The sequence below is a fragment of the Rubritalea tangerina genome, assembly GCF_042683245.1.
GTDB lineage: Bacteria > Verrucomicrobiota > Verrucomicrobiia > Verrucomicrobiales > Akkermansiaceae > Rubritalea > Rubritalea tangerina.
Map to the genome: position 1 here is coordinate 48,800 of NZ_JBHUJB010000035.1, position 18,247 is coordinate 67,046.

The window sequence follows — 18,247 nt, forward strand, 5'->3', positions numbered from 1 at the left end:
GTTCTTAAACACCGGTCTTCTTCAAAGTCTTTGGAGTCTCTTGCGTCTGATAGGGTACCTCATCCACAATCTGCTCAATCACCTCATTCACTGTCACACCATCCACTTGCGCACTGTAATCCAGTAACACCCTGTGCCTCAGAACTGCCGCAGCAATACTCTTTACATCCTCAAAACTCGCATTTGGCCGCTCGTGCATCAATGCCCTCGCCTTCGCTGCAGATGCCAACGATAATGCAGCCCGCGGACTCGACCCAAACTTTAAATGCTGCGCCGCCTCCGACTCCCCAGGGTGCGTCGCTGTCACCAAACGCGCAATGTAATTGGCCACCACATCGGGTAAGTAAACCTTACGTACCACCTCCAATATCTCAGTAAACTCCTCAGGCTGCATCGCCTGCTCTACCACAGGCTCCTGCCCTAACTCACGCATCATCACAATCTGCTCCAAAGTTCCCGCTGAGTTCCTCGTTACCTCTAACTTAAATAAAAAGCGGTCGAGCTGCGCCTCAGGTAGTGGATACGTCCCTTCTAACTCAATCGGGTTTTGAGTCGCTAATACAAAGAAAGGTGCCGGCAAACTATGGGTCTCACCTAACACCGTCACACAGCGTTCCTGCATCGCCTCCAACAATGCTGACTGCGTCTTGGGTGAGGCCCTGTTTATCTCATCAGCCAATACCAAATTCGTAAACAAGGGCCCAGGCTGGAAAACAAAACTCCTGTGTCCATCCACTTCTTGCAAGACCGGGTTTCCTGTGATGTCTCCAGGTAATAGATCTGGAGTAAACTGCACACGCTTTGTGTCCAAGCCAAGTGACTTAGAAAGCCCCTTTACTAACTCAGTCTTACCCAATCCCGGTAAACCCTCCAATAGTACATGTCCGCGCGCCAGTAACCCAATAATCACAAGATCTATCAGCTCAGATTGCCCAAAGAGCACGCCGTTCATTGACTCCTGCAATGCCCTTATCTTTGGCACCACCTTCTCGACTTCTTGTTCACTCGCGTATTCCATGACTATTTAAAAAATTGCTTCAGCGCTTTTTGCTCGTTGGGGAGCAACTCGTTCTGCCAGACTCGCTCGCCACCTCGCCCCTCTGTCCCTACTGCTCCGCCAGCTTGTGGCGCTGTCTCCCTCATGTCCACCTCGTGTTCTGTCACCCGCGTTTCTAGTAAATCTCCCGGTAATGAACCGTCAGGGTTCTTCGGATCTATCCCCTCAAAACCACCCGCCTCTAGCGGGTCATTAGGGTCGCCTAACACCCCTGGTGGATGCCCTGGACCACGCTCAATGCCCCCATTGCCAAATTCACCAGGCCCACCCTCACCCATCTCTCCAGGCCCCTCACCAATCCCCTCTCCCTGCGCTTCCTGTTGTTGCTTTAACCTCTCCGCATGCTCGCGCATCTTTTGGCGCATCGCATCCAACTTCTCTTTTGGAATATCCCCCAACTTGTCCGGGTCAATCCCCTTCAGCTGCTCCAGCAATTCCTTGTTAGGCTTCATCGCCCCACCTTCCATGCCTTCTAGCGCCTTATCAAACTCATCGAGCAAATTCTTCTGCCGCTCCTGCGTCATCTTTCCTTCTGCCTGTTTGAGCTCCTGCAGAGCCCTCTCCGATTTTCTCAAATCTTGTTCTAGCTCAGCAGCGCTGTTCTGATGCGCACTTCTCAAAGAATCAATCGCTTCCAAGCTCGAGTGACTATACCAATCCTCACTGTTTGCCTCCCTCAGTTGCTCGACCTTTTCCTTCATCTCCTCGATGTATTCCTCATCCACTACCTCATCGAGCTCTAGCTCCTCCACCGACTCTACTAAATCCGTATACCCTTTCGGAGGCGCCGCCACATACCCACCATCTTGTTGCTGGCCAATTGGGATAAATGCAGCAGAACTAAATAAACAAAAACCTCCAATAATCGGTAGCAACAAACGCGACCATCTCCAACCTAACTGAATATCTACCTTCTTTCCACACGCGGGCCAACTAGCCACCCCAGCACGTGCCGCACTCAGCCCATTATGCATCCCTAGGCTGCTCTCTAATCGTACTAAAGCCTGGTCCTCAGTCTCAAATTTCCCTCTAACTATCCACCAACACCCCCCAATAGTAAACACCATTCCCACAGCCGCAACACCACCAATGAAAAACCAATCAAATACTCCATTCACATAGCGTATGCGAATGATCACCACTGCTAACACCATGCTAAAAATTAGCATGGGCAAACGACACCGCTCTAGCAACCACGCCAGATTTACCTTGCGCGCCGTGCTTCTCGCTACACGCATCCATTGATGCTCTTGTGGGCAATTCTGCATTTCAACTACACAAGTAACTCCATGGGAAACCCCTACGTCGAGCTACTTCGTCAGAAACTAACTTTTTCTCACACCATGACAAGCCACAATCCTCACAATTTCACTTTGCATCTCACAAAAATGAATGGAACCTTAGCACAGTGAAATCGGCCCACCCAAAGAAGCAACGGATCGCCCAACAGCGCCCCACCTTCATGTACCTTCTCGATCTCGTGCTCATCGCCTGGATCATCGAAGCAGTCGATCAGTTTTTCCTCGCCGGCCAATTGGATAGATTCGGCATCCACCCACGGCAGGCATTCGGTCTGCTAGGCATCCCAATCATGCCTTGGCTCCACGGCGGTTTCGGTCATCTAAGCTCTAACACCGTCCCCTTCCTCACTTTGGGATACATCATGCTCAAATCAGAAGGTAGACGCTTCTACTACAGCTCTGCCATCATCATCCTGCTCGGAGGCCTAGGTACCTGGCTCATTGGTGGAACCGGAGAAGTCCACATCGGTGCCAGCGGCCTCATCTATGGCTACTTCGGCTACGTTATGACCCGTGCTATCATCGAAAGTAAACCACTCTGGCTCATCACCGGCATCCTCGTCGCCGTCTTCTATGGAAGCATGATCTTCGGAGTCCTCCCCCAAGGCCAAATCCCCGTCTCATGGGAAGGTCACCTCACAGGTATGCTCGCCGGTATCTGGCTCGGCCGTCGCCACAAAGGCCTCAGCAGCGAATAATACCAGAAACACCTCACGCCCAAAAACCTCGCTGGATTTATCCTCGAAGCTGTGTATCAAGTCCCCAAGCACATGCCCATCAAGATTCCAGACACACTGCCAGCGCGCGCCACTCTGCGCGCAGAATCTGTCGACCTCATCGATAGCTCTACAGCCGCTCGCCAAGACATCCGCCCCATGCGCGTCGTCCTTCTGAATCTGATGCCCAAAAAGGTGCAGACCGAGATCCAATACGCCAGACTCCTCGGCGCCTCACCGCTCCAGGTCGAACTCACCCTCATGACCACAGCAAGCTATAGCCCCAAGAATGTGGGCCAAGACCACTTGCTCGAATTCTACCGCACCCTAGACGACATCCGCGATGAGTACTTCGATGCCCTCATCATCACCGGCGCCCCTATCGAAACCCTCCCCTTCGAAGAGGTGAAGTATTGGCAAGAACTCACTGAAATCATCGAGTGGTCGCGAAGCCATGTCTTTCGCCGCCTCGGCATCTGCTGGGGGGCACAAGCCCTCATGAAAACCCTCCACGGTATCGATAAATTCCAAATGGAGGACAAGCTCTTCGGTGTCTACGACCACCACCTACGCCAGAACACTGGCACCCGCCTCATGCAGGGCTTCATCGACCGCTTCCCTATGCCTGTCTCCCGCTACACCGCAAATAAAGCAGAAGATATCGAAGCTGCTGGCCTCGCCGTGCTCGCTCACTCCGATGAAGCAGGTACCGCAATGGCACGATGCTCAAAAACTGGTGACCTCTTCATCCTCAACCACCTCGAATACGACGCCGACACCCTCGGCCAAGAATATTTCAGAGATAAAGAGGCCGGACTCGATACCGCACTTCCTGAAAACTACTTCCCAGGAAATGACGACTCCCAAGCTCCCATCAACCGCTGGCGACCCTACGCGTTCTTGCTCTTCAATAATTTCATTAACGAACTCTACCAAGACACCCCCTTTGATCTCTCAACGATCAAGCACTAGGCAGAGTGATGTCAGCTAAGTAATGGACATCATTGCGAAAGGTAATTTCCCTGATCAATAAGGCTAGAGGAAGTCCTGAATAAACATTCCGGACTGCCGAAGAACAAAGGTGATCAGAAAATGACCCGTGCCTCATGAAAAAAGCGACTAACAGGAGCCATTTTATCAACATAATATCAAACAATTATCTTCAGGACTTAGCTGATACCACTCTAGTCGCGACGCATTGATTTGCTTGCTGCTTGGGATCATTTTGTGCCCCACAAAGCTACATTTGTTGAGTGAACCTACATCCTAAATACAAAATTTAACCCTGCCCCCCCACAGCTACAGACGCACAAAGTTGCGCAGCACACCTGTAATATAGAACTGCCTGTGCACTGTCTCCACAGGACTCTATCCCTGTATCTACCAATGATTTTCAATCATTTAGCCCTCTTTTTGTGTCACTGTTTTTGCCAGTCATCATCTTCCTAATGCCATCTCGTTTCGTTTGTTTTGTCACATAAAACTCCAATACCATGATGAAACACACCCGATGTCCCCTCAAAACCTACACGAGACACACCTATGATGACAATTTTGCCACAAAAGCATCACCTCAGCCTCTCTATGGCTGCTTTACTATGCCTCCTCTCGAGCCAGTCTGAAGCCCAAATCTCTAGCTCTGGATTACTTGCCTATTTCCCCTTCGATGGCACAGCCGACGACAATTCATCCAGCCTCGGAGGCTCCACCTCCACTAACAATGGCACCTGGACCGGCAACGCAAACTTCCAAACGGGAATCTTCGGCCAAGCCGCCATCATCGGTAATGGAGCCGGCTCAAATTACCTCGTCACCAGTAGTAACGAATACCTCTTTAATGACCAAAGCTTTACCATCCTCTATTGGGTCAACCTAAAAGCAAACATCCCCAGCGACCCAGGTATCATCACCAGCGGTGGAAAAAATTGGTCCAGCTCCGGTGGCTACCAAGGCTGGGTCTCCGCAGTCGCTGGCGACGATATCAAAGCAAATATCTCCAGTGGCTCCGGCCGTAACGACACATCATGGGTCGAGCTCAATAACGACTCCGACTACCAACAAAGCTCCTTCAGCTGGACACTCGTCGCTCTCGTCGTCGACCAAAATAATAATACTCTCACAAACTACGTACTCGATCCCGAAGTCACTACCATCGGTGACGATGGCTCAGCCCCCACTAGCTCTGGGCTTCCATCAGGAAACCTCGTTGGCTCCAATAACTCCATCGTCATTGGCCAAGACGGAGACCTCAGCGGCTACAGCCTCCCCGCCACAGGCATTGACGACCTCTCCATTTGGTCCCGCCCACTCAGCCAAGAAGAAATCCAAGCCATCTACTCAGCAGGCAGACAAGGCTCCCCCCTCTCGGCGACTCTAAGCCAAAATATCCTCACCACAACCTTAGATAAAGACGCCGGTACTGCCACTCTGAGCTGGAATAGCTATGACCTCACCGGCATCAGCGCACCCACAATCAAAGTGAGCCGTAATGGCTCCACCATCGCCACTCTCACTGCTACCGACACCAGCTACGTAGATTCTCCACCCGCTCCTGCAAACAGCTCCCTCAACTACCAATACAAGATCGAACTCTACGATGCCGACTCCCCAGTCGCTAACACAGCAAGTATCTCAAACCTTACCTGGTCCCCAAGCGGTACCGCTTTCGACCTCGTCGCCCAATACAGCTTCGAGAACGGCTTCAATGACACCGCTGGTGCAGCCTCCCGACACAATGGCTCCGGCGCCAATAACCCCACCATCTCTGGTAATGGCGTCGCCGGCCACCAAGTCACCTTCATCGACCAACTCAAACAAGCAGTCATCGTCCCAGATCATAATGACCTCGACTTCGGCGCTAACACCGACTTCACTCTCTCACTCTGGGTCAAACGTGATGGCTCCATTACCACCAGCATCCCAAATGCCGGATCCTCAGATGGCACCATCATCTGTAAACAAAATTGGACCAATGGATCAAACCCTGGGTGGGGCCTCTACGCCACTGGCGATGGTGGACTCAAGTGGAACCTAGCAGGTTCTAGCAGAAAGCAAGGAACCATTATCAGTGGATCACAAATCGCCGATGAACGCTGGCACCACATCCTTGTATCTAACAGTAGATCCGGAAATGCAGAGTGCTACGTTAATGGAGAACTTGCCACAAGCTTCAGCATCGCAGGAGCTGGCTCCGTCGACAATGCCATGGATCTGGCTATGGGCACTGATGGTAATGGCAACTACGCCTGGAGAGGCAGCATCGATGAAGTCACAATCTGGCGCCGCGCCCTCAACTCCGAAGATGTAAAAGAAGTCTACCACTCCAGCCAAAAAGGAATCGCGATGAGCCAATCAAGCATCCTCGACTCCGATGCTGACAAAATGGACGACGACTGGGAAATCACACACTTCGGTAACACTTCTCAATCTGGAGATGACGACTTCGATGGCGACGGCCTCACTAACTTCCACGAGTATGCTGCTGGCACAAATCCTAATTCGGCCAACACCGCCGCGCCAAGCCGTGTCACCTTCGAAGAATTCGAAGGCCAACTCTACCCAGTGCTCCACTACGTCCGCCCCAGCCTGATCAATAATATCCAGTACCTCCCCGAGTCGAGCGCCGACCTCAAACTCTGGAATAGTGACTCTAACAAATTCATTCCATTCGTATCCCCAACCGATCTAGGTGGCGGTAAAAAAGAATTCCACCTGCGCTACTTCCAAACAAAAAGTGCCGTAGCTGCGGGTAAAATCATGATGCGCGTGCGCATGGAACCTCATTACCAAGGGGCCATCAGCGAATCCATTCAGCCCACCGTTGAACTGCGCAATGGCCAAGCGGTTATCAGCTGGACCACCACAGAGCCAACCGTGACCATCCTCGACTATGGCCTCCAAGGCTCCACCACCAGCAGATACGAGGACTACACACTCAGTACCTACCATGAAGTCGTCATCACGGACCTCACTCCCGATGCAGCCTTCACCTACACAGTCATCCAAGATAACAACGGTGTGCTCACACGCTCAAAAACCTTCACAACAGAATCACTCTGGGATTACAGCCCACCTCCAGTCGTCGACCAAGCCGGCTTTGACTCCGGCAATGGCTGGACCCAACAAGCAGAAGCCATCCTCTCCACTCCCGGCGTTCTAGACCGAGGCTACTGCCTCGACTACCTCTGCGGTGACGGCCGCCTCGCATACGAACTCGCACGACAAAGCCAACTCGTTGTCATCGGCGTTGAAGACACTCAGGCTGAAGTCGATGCCGCGCGAGCATTCCTCTGTGAACGTGGAATCTATGGCTCACGCGTCACCGTCGTTCTCGCTGACGACCTCGCCAACCTGCCCTTCCCAGAGGACTTCTTTAACCTCATCGTTTCCCAGAGCCAAGTTGCCAGCCAGTCTCCAGCAGCAGCCCTAGTCTCTAATACCGAAAAACATAGTATCCCAGGCCGTGGCATCGTGGCCGCCCTCGACTCTGGCTCATTCCAATCCCACCTGCGCGCCACACTCCCAGGTACAGGCTCCTGGACCATGAGCTACGGCAACCCAGCTAATACCGGCGCCTCCCAAGAAGAATTCAGCGGTAAAACCCGGATCGATGACTTCGAACTGCGCTGGCTCGGCTCACCAGGACCAGAACTCGCTTGGGACCGCCAAGTCGCTGAACAACCGCCCCTCGCTGCGAACGGCCGATTCTATTGCCAAGGTAAAGGACGTATCCTCGCTCTCGATTCCCATAATGGGAGTATCCTCTGGACCCGTGAACTCGATGATGCACAACGTTTCAACATGCTGCGCGATGCAGGCAACCTCACCGCCGATGACGATGCCGTCTGGCTCTCACTGCGCAAAGAAGCATGGAAAATGGATGGAGATACAGGTAAACTCACCACCTTCCCACTCGTCAATGGCCCACGCAATGATGTCGAATACCATTGGAACTACATCTGCCGTACCGGCAATCACTTGTTAGGATCCGCTTCTGTCCCTGAAGCTTTCTACAAAAACCACTGGGGTAGCCAATATTGGTACACCCACAATGGTGGTGCTGCCGCTCAGCAAGTCATGTCTGACAACTTGTTCTCTCTCGATAAGGACACGGGTAGCCAAAACTGGGAATACCATGATGGCCTCATCCTCAGCGTCTCTATCACCGTGGGTAACGGCAGAGTCTATTTCCTCGAAACGCGTAATGCCAGCGCCCTCAGCGCCCAGACGCGGAGACTCTCCCCCAGCACCTGGAAACAAGACCTCTACCTCGTCTGTCTGAACCTCTCCACGGGCTCCAAAGCTTGGGAAACACCACTCACCATTAGCGGTGGTGATTTCACGACCTTCCTCATGTGTGATGAATCCACTGACTCACTTGTCATCACCTCAGGCAATGGCAGTACCAATTTCCTCTACGGCTTCAATGCCGCTACTGGAGCCGCTACTTGGAACCAATCAGCACCATGTTATAAAACTGACCACGGTGGGAAATCCCAACATGCTGTCATCACTAACAGTGAGGTCCTCATGACCCCTAACGTCTTTGACTCGGCCACTGGTACACTCAAACGTTCCGATATCCCCAAAAATAATGGAGGCGGTTGTAACACCTACTGGGGCTCGAAAAACCTCCTCTTCTACCGCACTGGCTACAGCGGTAAAGGCCTCTCCATGTGGCCCATCCAAGGTGGCCAAACCACAGGCATCGACCACGTCCGCGGAGCGTGTTGGCTCAACTGGGCACCAGCTGACGGCATGTTCCTTATCCAAGAAAAAAGTGCAGGCTGCTCATGCGGTGCCTGGGTCCATATTTCACACGGCTGGGGCCCTAAAAAATAAGCCACTCACACCATTGTTAATCTTATGAAAACTCTTTTTTACCTTACCCTTCTTAGCTCCCCCCTGATCGCCGCTGAATGGCCTACCCACTTACATGACAACCTCCGTTCGGGAGTTAGCTCAGAACAGCTCACCCCATCCACTCTCGCACAGAGCTGGGTCTACACCCCTAACGCAAAACCACAACCCGCTTATAAAGGTAAAATGGCGCGCGATTCCTACGCCAAAAGAACCTTCCAGTCCGACAGCTTCGACTACGATAAAGCCTTCAACCTCATCGCTGCTGACAACAAAGTATTCTTCGCATCTAGCTCAGAAAATGCCTGCGTTGCTCTAGACGCCTCCTCAGGTGTTGAAGTCTGGCGTTTGCCCACTGGTGGTGCCGTCCGTATCGCCCCCACCTATGACTCGGCGAAAGTCTATTTCGGATCCGACGACGGCCTCGCCTATTGTGTCAATGCCAACGACGGGTCCCTCGTCTGGACCTACCGCGGTGGCCCCTCAGCTACCATGATCACCAGCGATCACAAATTCCTCACACGCTTCCCGTGCCGCTCTGGTGTCATCGTCCAAGATGGCTTCGCCTACTGCGGATTCGGCCTCATGACTTGGCACGGCAATTATATCGCTAAAATTAATGCCACCACCGGTGCCCTCGAAAATAGCACCTTGCGCTCAGGATCTAACTATAGCTTTGAAGGTCTCATGGCTGCCGACAGTTCTAACATCTACGTGTCTCAAGGCAAAAACACTCCAGCCTCCTTCACCCTCAACAACCTCAGCTATAACGGCACTTTCCCAGGCTGCGGCGGCACCTACCTCACTCTCACCACTACTGGTAAACTCTACCATGGCCCTGGCCATAATAGAGACAACCGTACCGATCACATGACCCAAACCACTGCCAGCTCAAGAGGAGACAAAGTGCTCATCGATTACCTTGAGCGCATTATCACCCACAATGGCAGTGAATATAAAATCATCCGTGACTCGGTCTCAGCCACTGGCTCTAACTCTTGGACTCAAGGAATTGAAAAACCAAGAACCATCATCCTTGGTGGCTCAACCCTTTATGTCGGCGCTAGAAAGCAGGTCTTTGCGATCAATACTTCCGACGGATCCGTTCAGAAAATTCTCTCCGTCGAAGGTGACGCCTATTCTCTCGCCCTCGCCGATGGAAAACTCTTTGCCTCCACAACGACAGGCAAAATCTATTGCTTCGAGTCACCCTAATACCGACCTATCACCCCCCCTCACCACCAAAATCCTGGAGCGCATTCCTCCAGGATTTTTTGTTGCCCTACTTTCTCTCACATCATGAGAGACAAATGGGACAGGAAACAGAGCAACACTCTCAAAAATGAAAGCCCGCCAATCAGGGCACCCTGAGCACCATTTCTATTACCTTTCCCCCATCCAACTGTGTAACACAAATGCGTAATCTGCAGTTTTTATAGACGACATAATTCCAAGCTGCGCTTATGCTTCCTCCATGAACTTGCACCCTGAGATCAGCCCCAAAATCGCTCAATGGATTGAACAACAAAAATTGTTTTTTGTAGCCACGGCACCTCTCTCGGCTGATGGGCGAGTCAACACCTCACCTAAAGGCGGTGACGCATTCCGCATCCTAGGACCGATGGAGGTGGCCTACCAAGACTACACAGGCAGTGGTGCAGAGACCGTCGCTCACCTCAGAGAAAATGGCCGCATCGTCATCATGTTTTGCGCTTTCGAAGGTAAACCTCAAATTGTAAGATTACACGGCAAAGGATCCGTCGTGCTGCCTGGCGATTCAAGCTATGCCGCACTAGCTCAACAGTTCCCTAACAACCCCGGAACGCGTGCTATCATTCACATCACAGTAGAGCGCGTCACTGACTCTTGCGACTATTCAGTCCCCTATTTCAAGTAACAAGGAGACCGTGAAACTCTCGATAAGTGGGCCGCTAGCAAAGGACCTGAGAAAATGGCAAAGTACCGCGCGGAAAAAAACACCCAGAGTATCGATGACCTTCCAGCCTTTGATCTATAAATGCATAAAAGACTTAATAAAAAGGCCACTCAGACGCTTCTGAGTGGCCTTATATTTTTTTGTTAGCTGAATCGCTACTCAAAGATCAGGTAGTTCACCTGCTCGGTCGTGTGCGAACTCTCGCTGTCTCCGATGTCATCTTCATCAATGATCAACTTGATCGCACTCGCACTCAACGCGTCATTCTCAAAGAACACCGGCCAGCCACCATCTGCTCCATCCATTCCAGCAGAGCTGAGTGCACCAGCGCTTGCACTGCTCAAACCTGTGAGCCCATAGCTGTAGCCAGCTGCACTGTTGCTTGTGTTGCGTACAGTATCGGCACCAAGTCCTGCCTCATAGGCCACACCATTGATGCTGCCGGTACCGGCTTCGATCACAATGTAACCAATCGTCTCATCAGCGCGCACTGTATTACTGTCTTCTGCGACGTGCTTACCAATGTTGAGATTAGACACATCAGCGGGTGCCGTGCGGGTATTGCCCATGCTCCAGAACACGGACCAGTTCGCATCGTTCGCACTCATCACCTGACCTAGCACCACCGGTGTGGTGTAGCTGTTAGTGTAACTACGAGCCTCTGCCAACCAGCTAGACTTCGCAGCAGTCACCGTAGAAGTGAACTTCACTGCTTCCATCTGCACGCCGTCGCTTGCAAGGGTATAAACCCCTTCTTCCACAGCGATCACGGAAACATCACAGATCACTGCAGCTGTCAGTCCATCTGCTCTATCAAGCTTCACTTCGAAGCTGCTGCCACTCACGTTGCGGATACGGGTCACCACCGGCACTTGTGCGGCACTCGCGTAGATCGGTGTCGCCACAATCACTGCCGAGTTGTAGTTCTTGCCGAGATCCACATTAGTCCAGCTGCTGCTAGAAACGCCACTCACCGTCGTGCGCACCATCTTAGGTGAGGTGTCCGCCACGGTCGTGAAGCTCGCGCTGCTGCCCCACACTGTCCCTGCTGTGTTTGTCGCAGCAATCGTGTAGTAGTAGCTCGTGCCCTCACTCAGACCCGTGATGCTTTCCACATGCGCTCCGGCATTCTTCGTTCCAAGAACCACGCTGTTGCTCCAGCTTGCGGGTGTCGTGCCACCATCAGTCTCACCGTAGTAGAGAGTCACACTCGGAGCTTCTCCCCCTTCGTCAGTGATACTGTAGCCGAGGTCGGCGCTTGTCATTGCTAGGTTCGATGCGCTGCCTGTTGCCACCACTGCTGCTGTGACTTCAAGCACATCAGTGACACTCACTGACACACTTGCCGTGTCGCTGAGTCCTCCATTGTCGGTGACCGTCACTGTGAGTGTGTAGCTGTTAGTGGTTTCGTAATCGAGGGCTGTGGCAGTAGTAATCACACCACTGTTATCAATCGCGAAGGCGCCACCAGTATTGCCCGCTGTGATTGCGTAGCTGAGGCTATCGCCAGCATCGGGATCGCTCGCACTCACTGTCGCTACAGTAGTACCAAGCGTAGCATCTTCTGCCACACTTCCACTCGTGTCGTTAGCAACGGGCGCAAGGTTGGGATCTACCACAGCTGTGGAGTCGAGGAGCATATCGGAGATACCTGCAAAGAGGTTTGAGCTCGTCGTTCCGAAGCGGAATGCGATGTTCTTGCCTGTCGCTGCATCACCGGGGTTGAAGGTCACCGTAAGGATACGGCCACCCACATTCCCTCCGAACAAAGCGGAGTTGTTTGCATTATCCATCAGGTTCTCATCGCTATTGAGTGCTAGCGACCCTGTGACGTTCGATGCGGAACCGCTATCCACCACGCCAAGTGGTGTGAAGACACCGCCGTCACGTGTGCCGAACTCTACAAACCAATCACCTGTTCGGGATGAGGAAGAACCTGTACCTACGACATAGCTGAGCGTGTACTCAGTGTCGTTAGCATACTGTGCACTTGTGATCTCAATCACGTTCTCAAACACATCTGAACTACCGGAACCGATGAAGTCCTTGTCTCCCACTCCTCCATTCCAGAGGCGAAGGTTACCTGAGACATTCTCGAAGTCGATGCTGCCCTCTAAGGTGGCCACCGTACCATCGAAGTAGGTGCTCGGGTCTGCAACTGGGTTCTGGTCCGCCAGTGCCTGCCAGTTAGAACGGAAGATAGATTCTTGAACATTCGTCACAGTGACAGTCACAGTCGCGCTGTCGCTGAGCCCGCCACCATCAGTAACTTCCACTGTGAGCGTGTAGCTTGCAAGTGTCTCGAAATCGAGCACTGCTGCTGTCGTGATCTCACCGGTGTTGCTGTCGATGGCAAAGGCACTTCCTGTGTTGCCCGCGATAATCGCATAACTGACGGAATCTCCTGCATCGGGGTCCGTTGCACTCACAGTCGCAACTGCGGTACCAATGCTCACATCTTCAGCCACTGTACCGCTGTTGTCAGAGGCTAGAGGTGACTCATTCACATTCGTTACAGTCACGCTAACGTTTGCAGTGTCACTGAGCCCACCGCCATCCGTGGCAGTCACTGTGAGACTGTAGCTAGCTGTCGCTTCATAATCCAGAGCTCCTGCTGTGGTGATCACTCCGCTGTTATCGATCGCAAAGACATTGCCCGTATTACCTGCAGTGATCGCGAAGCTCACGCTGTCGCCCGCATCGGGGTCAGAGCTGCTCACGGTGGCCACGGCTGTGCCAGTAGTCGCATCTTCTGCCACACTGCCACTCGTATCGTTAGCCACGACTGCTTCGTTCACGTTAGTTACAGTCACGCTAACGTTTGCTGTGTCACTGAGCCCACCGCCATCCGTGGCAGTCACTGTGAGACTGTAGCTAGCTGTCGCTTCATAATCCAGAGCTCCTGCTGTGGTGATCACTCCGCTGTGATCGATCGCAAAGACATTGCCTGTATTACCTGCTGTGATCGCGAAGCTCACGCTGTCGCCCGCATCGGGGTCAGAGCTGCTGACGGTGGCCACGGCTGTGCCAGTAGTTGCATCTTCTGCCACGCTACCACTCGTGTCGTTAGCCACGACCGCTTCGTTCACGTTGGTCACATTGAGGGTGACAGCTGCAGTGTCGCTGAGCCCTCCCGCGTCGGTGACAGTGATAGTCAGTGCGTAGCTTGTTGTTGTCTCAAAATCGAGAGCTGAAGCCACGCGCACCACACCATTGGTATCAACGCTGAATGCGCCACCCGTATTGCCTGCAGTGATCGCATAACTGAAGCTGTCTGCGCTATCTGGGTCCGTTACCCCTACGGTGAGTGCAGCTGAACCAGCGGTCGCATCTTCTGCGAGAGAAGCCACCCCTCCAGTTGCACTGGGTGCCTCATTCACATTGCTCACATCCACGGTGACACTGGCCGTATCGTTCAGCCCACCATTATCTGTCGCAGTGACAGTGAGTACATACTGGCTGTTAGCCTCGTAGTCGAGGGCCGCCGTCGTCGTAATGGCTCCATTGCTGTCGATTGCAAAAACTCCACCTGTGTTGCCACCAGTGATTGCATAGCTAACAGAGTCTCCAGGATTAGAGTCACTCGCTACCACTGTAGCAATAGCGGCCCCAGCCGGGGTATTTTCAGCCACACTTCCAGCAGTGTCATTAACTACTGGGGCAATGTTAGTAACTGTATACGGTAGACCGGTCACCTTGACGTTATCAATCTTAGCTCCTTTCGTGCCAGAAGTTTCAAAACGTAGGTCAACATCGCCAGGAACATTAATGGCAACCTCTGCACTTCCCCATGGCTTATCAGAGAAGTCCGGGTTCATACCCACCACCTGAGTGGACCATGCCTCAACCCAGCCTGAGCCAGTATTATCATTGTATAGCAAGCGGAAGGTCGCATTGGCACTGCTACTGAAAGACGCATAGTCAAAGCTAACAATTCCCACCCCTTCGGTAGTACCAGGGATTGAGACATCACATTGACCAGTGCCTCCTCCACTCACCCCAAATACCAAAGCCTGAATGCCTGCAGGCGGGATGTCAGAGCGATTCCAAATCTTAGCATCAGTCACTTCGGTCCATGTGACTCCATTATTGTCAACAACAGTGCCCAAACTCGCGGTACCACCTGCATTGAAGCCTGTGAAGCCGTCTGATTCATCAAAACTTGTGTCCACTAACACATCAATATCATTGAAAGAATTGCCAGCCAAACCAGCTGTGTGAATGTCAGTAATTTCACTCACACTGAGTGCTCGCTCCCAAACAGCAAAGTCGTCAAAAGAAGCTTCGAGGTTCTCGCCAGTGCCATTGTATGTAGCTCCAATCCCCATAGTGCGGTTCAAGCTCGCTACATTGTGCAAACCCTCAGACTGAGTGCCTACTGAGACGCCATCGACATAGAGTGTCGTGAGACCCGCGCCGTCGTTAGTGGCTACGATGTGGTGCCATTGACCATCATTGATATTGGTATCAAAAGTCACAGCTCCTCCTGAGCTACCGTCAAACACTGGCATCAAATCACCATTGTAATAGCGCAAAAAGTAAGCGCCACCCGCATCGTACACCTTCTCTCCCCCATTTTGAGTAGAGCTTGTGTTAATCCAAAACGAAACCGTAACGCCTCCAGCGGAAGGACGGCTCACTGGATTCGAGACGTAAGAACGGATCGTATCTGAACTCCCCGTCAAATCTAATGCCTCACCAATAACTCCAGCTGAACCAGTCACCAATGTGCCGACTGCTTGGAAATCTTGTGCAGGGAAAGCAGTATCATCATAAGTGTGCGTCACGCCATCTGCTGTCTGCACATCCTCGTCATCCATACTGAGATGCAATACCAAGTTAGAATTAAGCGCACTAGCGGCTGTATGAAAACTCCACACATCTCCGGCAATGATCGAACTGCCGTCCACCTCATCAATACGCCAAAAGTAGGTCTTTGATGGGTCGAGTGTTCCTGGATCAAAACTCGTACCTGACTGACGCCCTTGGTACTCAGGTGAGGCAGTCGTGGCTGAAGCTACTGATGCTGCATCCGTGCCAAAGTACACATCATGCTGGTAGGTGGCATTGCCCGCAAGCCACTCTAAGTCAGCTTCAAAAGCCAAATTAAGGTCCCCATTACTTGGATTCAATGGTGCTGCCGGCACTTCTCCTGCATCGTGCAATGCCTGCACCTCTGCCAAACTCAATGCCTTGGTATATATCTGTGTATCATCCACAGTGATGGCTCCAGCCCCACCAATTTTGAAGTCTTCACGTCCATTGAAAATGAAGTACCCTGATGGTATGGAAGCTGCCGAACCTACTTCCGCTCCGTTAACATAAAGCCGAAGCGTGTTGTCACCTCGATTGATAACCATCGCAACGTGATACCACCCACCAGCTGCGAGCGCCTGGCCCGACGACACAGAAAACGTGCCCTCAAAGCCATCCCATACTCGTAGAGAAGCGGTGATGCCACTTGCCTGACTAGCGGTCACCTTATACCCCAAGTTCGCATTGTTGATCTTGGTGAAAAGATTCGCGCTTGCAGTTTGATCACCTAACTTCACCCATGTCGCCACTGAGAAGTCACGATCCATAGGATCAAAGAAGTTACTAGCTGCCGCATCCAATGGGTAAGTCGTATCTGCATGTGTAATGAGGTTAGAACTATCACCTATCATGTAGTCAGAACTACCAAGTGCTAACGCATTCCCGACAGGCCCTGGTACTGACGCACTGGAAAAGTCAGTTCCGACCACTGAGCCAGTGTGCCCATTGCCGGAACTATCAGTCGCATTCGCACCAGAAGAATCTTCCATTGTCCATTGAGCTGCCAAACCTTGGTTCACAACCTCAATGTGAATAGCATTCTTAGTGAATAGACCGGCCGTATCCTGAACTTCATAAACAACCACATCTTTACCCACGTACCCATTTGCTGGGGTATAGGTAAGAACTCCGTTAGACTCCGTGACTGTACCGCCTTTTGCTGTCGTTGCTGTGAAATCCTTGATCGAGATGGCATCACCATTGGCATCGTAGTCATTCTCCAATGGTGAAACATCCACCGCGGTGTTGACCAAAGTAGAAGCTACGTCTTGGTAAGCTCTCGGGTGCAGATTCGTTGCGTAATTCGTAAGCAATTCAATCCCATCATCTTGATCAATCTGCAACTGACGAGTGTACAACACGCGCTGGCTATTCATCTCAGTATGAGCTGGATGACTCCCAGTCATCGTCTCCTTACCATAAAAATAATGCTGCGCTCTCCAGTTGTGCGCCACCTCATGATAAAGAGCATTGACCGAAATACAGTGACCCGAACCATAGAATTCATTGCCACTCGCATAGCCTCCCGCATAGGTGAAGTTATACGGGAACCAAGAATGCACAAAGCCGCGCTTGTTCTGCCCTTGAGCAGCCCATTCGTTGCGTAACATCGTCGTGAACTGTCCAGTTCCTGCTTGGGGGAAATAGAATTGCTCCTTACGAATGATAACCTCCGTGAGCTCCATACTGAGCTTACAGTCACGTGCATTGAAGAAATCAAAAATGTTCCATTGATGCTCTAACCAAACGAGAGTCTGCTCAACATTCTGACCGTTGAGGTCAAAGAATTGGCTCGGAATATCCTCAACCCCGTGCGCGCGATAAAGCCCAACAACTGGCAAGTGAGCCCCTGGCAGACCATGTGCCACTGGCGTCCCTGTCCCAGCACTGTGAGGCGCAGGCGTCGGCACTGTAGATGTTCCATTGCCTAATTCCGCCGTCACATCAATCCCTGATGCTGTCCAGACTCTACCACTCCCATCATGCACATCTACCTGCAAAGTGTAGTCAGAGTGTACCACCGCCATCACCAACTCATTTGGGTTTTGAGTCACATGCCCACGGTAGGTCCTTGCCGGCATCCCCGGATTGGCTGATGTATGCACTTCTACATAACCATTCGTGGAATCCCACGTTACAATCCGGCAATTGTTTGAACGGATAGAATACTTACTTAGTGTTAGATCAACCATCTCACCGCCACCCTTGTCCACCGTGACCGTGAAGGTCTCAGGCAAGTTCGCTAATGATAGCTGCCATGATCCAAGTAAGAGAGTCCCAGCAGTCATCAGACTGCCCCATCTCCTAGAGGTTCTTTTTGTCATTGTGTGTTTTTTTAGGTTTTCATGCCAGCCCCCTCAGTCGTGAGAAATCACCACGATGGAAATCTAGCATTCACCATTATTACACAACCTCAGGCTTTGCGGTCTACCTCATCGAGGTGGTCCCGCGATCAAACCACTCACAATCAACACCTAACATCATTATTACTAGATTCAGGATGAAACCTATTCCCCCTAGCACCCCTCTAAAAAACAACCTAACTGGTAGCTCGGTCACTCCA

At 52.0% G+C, this 18,247-nt stretch carries 8 protein-coding genes; 5 read left to right on the forward strand and 3 right to left on the reverse strand.

Annotated elements, in window-relative coordinates; genetic code table 11:
• Positions 1-4: 4 nt before the first annotated feature.
• Entirely contained in the window at positions 5-1,018 is a 1,014-nt protein-coding gene (locus tag ACFSW8_RS08430; RefSeq protein ID WP_377087177.1) for an AAA family ATPase, read from the reverse strand.
• A gap of 2 nt (positions 1,019-1,020) precedes the next feature.
• Positions 1,021-2,226 carry a hypothetical protein gene (locus ACFSW8_RS08435; protein ID WP_377177956.1) on the reverse strand — a complete coding sequence of 402 codons (1,206 nt, stop codon included), beginning with the start codon at positions 2,224-2,226 and terminating at the stop codon, positions 1,021-1,023.
• A gap of 239 nt (positions 2,227-2,465) precedes the next feature.
• Between ACFSW8_RS08435 and ACFSW8_RS08440 the strand changes: the two genes are divergently transcribed.
• From ACFSW8_RS08440 to ACFSW8_RS08460, 5 genes are all read left to right on the forward strand, one after another.
• Positions 2,466-3,056, forward strand: a complete 591-nt coding sequence (locus ACFSW8_RS08440; protein WP_377087183.1) for a rhomboid family intramembrane serine protease — start codon at positions 2,466-2,468, stop codon at positions 3,054-3,056.
• Between the two features lie 72 nt (positions 3,057-3,128).
• Positions 3,129-4,046 (forward strand): homoserine O-succinyltransferase, encoded by a 918-nt coding sequence (locus tag ACFSW8_RS08445; RefSeq protein WP_377177958.1) that lies wholly within the window; start codon positions 3,129-3,131, stop codon positions 4,044-4,046.
• Positions 4,047-4,616: 570 nt separating this feature from the next.
• Positions 4,617-8,915 (forward strand): LamG-like jellyroll fold domain-containing protein, encoded by a 4,299-nt coding sequence (locus ACFSW8_RS08450; RefSeq protein WP_377177960.1) that lies wholly within the window; start codon positions 4,617-4,619, stop codon positions 8,913-8,915.
• Positions 8,916-8,939: 24 nt separating this feature from the next.
• Positions 8,940-10,148 carry an outer membrane protein assembly factor BamB family protein gene (locus ACFSW8_RS08455; protein ID WP_377087190.1) on the forward strand — a complete coding sequence of 403 codons (1,209 nt, stop codon included), beginning with the start codon at positions 8,940-8,942 and terminating at the stop codon, positions 10,146-10,148.
• Positions 10,149-10,407: 259 nt separating this feature from the next.
• Positions 10,408-10,830 (forward strand): pyridoxamine 5'-phosphate oxidase family protein, encoded by a 423-nt coding sequence (locus tag ACFSW8_RS08460; RefSeq protein ID WP_377087194.1) that lies wholly within the window; start codon positions 10,408-10,410, stop codon positions 10,828-10,830.
• A 194-nt stretch (positions 10,831-11,024) separates the two neighbouring features.
• Here the strand turns inward: ACFSW8_RS08460 and ACFSW8_RS08465 are convergent, their stop codons facing one another.
• Positions 11,025-18,008: a cadherin domain-containing protein gene (locus ACFSW8_RS08465; RefSeq protein ID WP_377087198.1), complete on the reverse strand. Its 6,984-nt coding sequence runs from the start codon at positions 18,006-18,008 to the stop codon at positions 11,025-11,027.
• Positions 18,009-18,247 lie beyond the last annotated feature (239 nt).

Excerpts from the sequence above, each read along its gene's own strand:
- ACFSW8_RS08465 (WP_377087198.1), bottom strand. The coding sequence starts at position 18,008 with ATGACAAAAAGAACCTCTAGGAGATGGGGCAGTCTGATGACTGCTGGG.
- ACFSW8_RS08435 (WP_377177956.1), bottom strand. The coding sequence starts at position 2,226 with ATGCTAATTTTTAGCATGGTGTTAGCAGTGGTGATCATTCGCATACGC.
- ACFSW8_RS08430 (WP_377087177.1), bottom strand. The coding sequence starts at position 1,018 with ATGGAATACGCGAGTGAACAAGAAGTCGAGAAGGTGGTGCCAAAGATA.
- ACFSW8_RS08445 (WP_377177958.1), top strand. The coding sequence starts at position 3,129 with ATGCCCATCAAGATTCCAGACACACTGCCAGCGCGCGCCACTCTGCGC.
- ACFSW8_RS08450 (WP_377177960.1), top strand. The coding sequence starts at position 4,617 with ATGATGACAATTTTGCCACAAAAGCATCACCTCAGCCTCTCTATGGCT.
- ACFSW8_RS08455 (WP_377087190.1), top strand. The coding sequence starts at position 8,940 with ATGAAAACTCTTTTTTACCTTACCCTTCTTAGCTCCCCCCTGATCGCC.
- ACFSW8_RS08460 (WP_377087194.1), top strand. The coding sequence starts at position 10,408 with ATGAACTTGCACCCTGAGATCAGCCCCAAAATCGCTCAATGGATTGAA.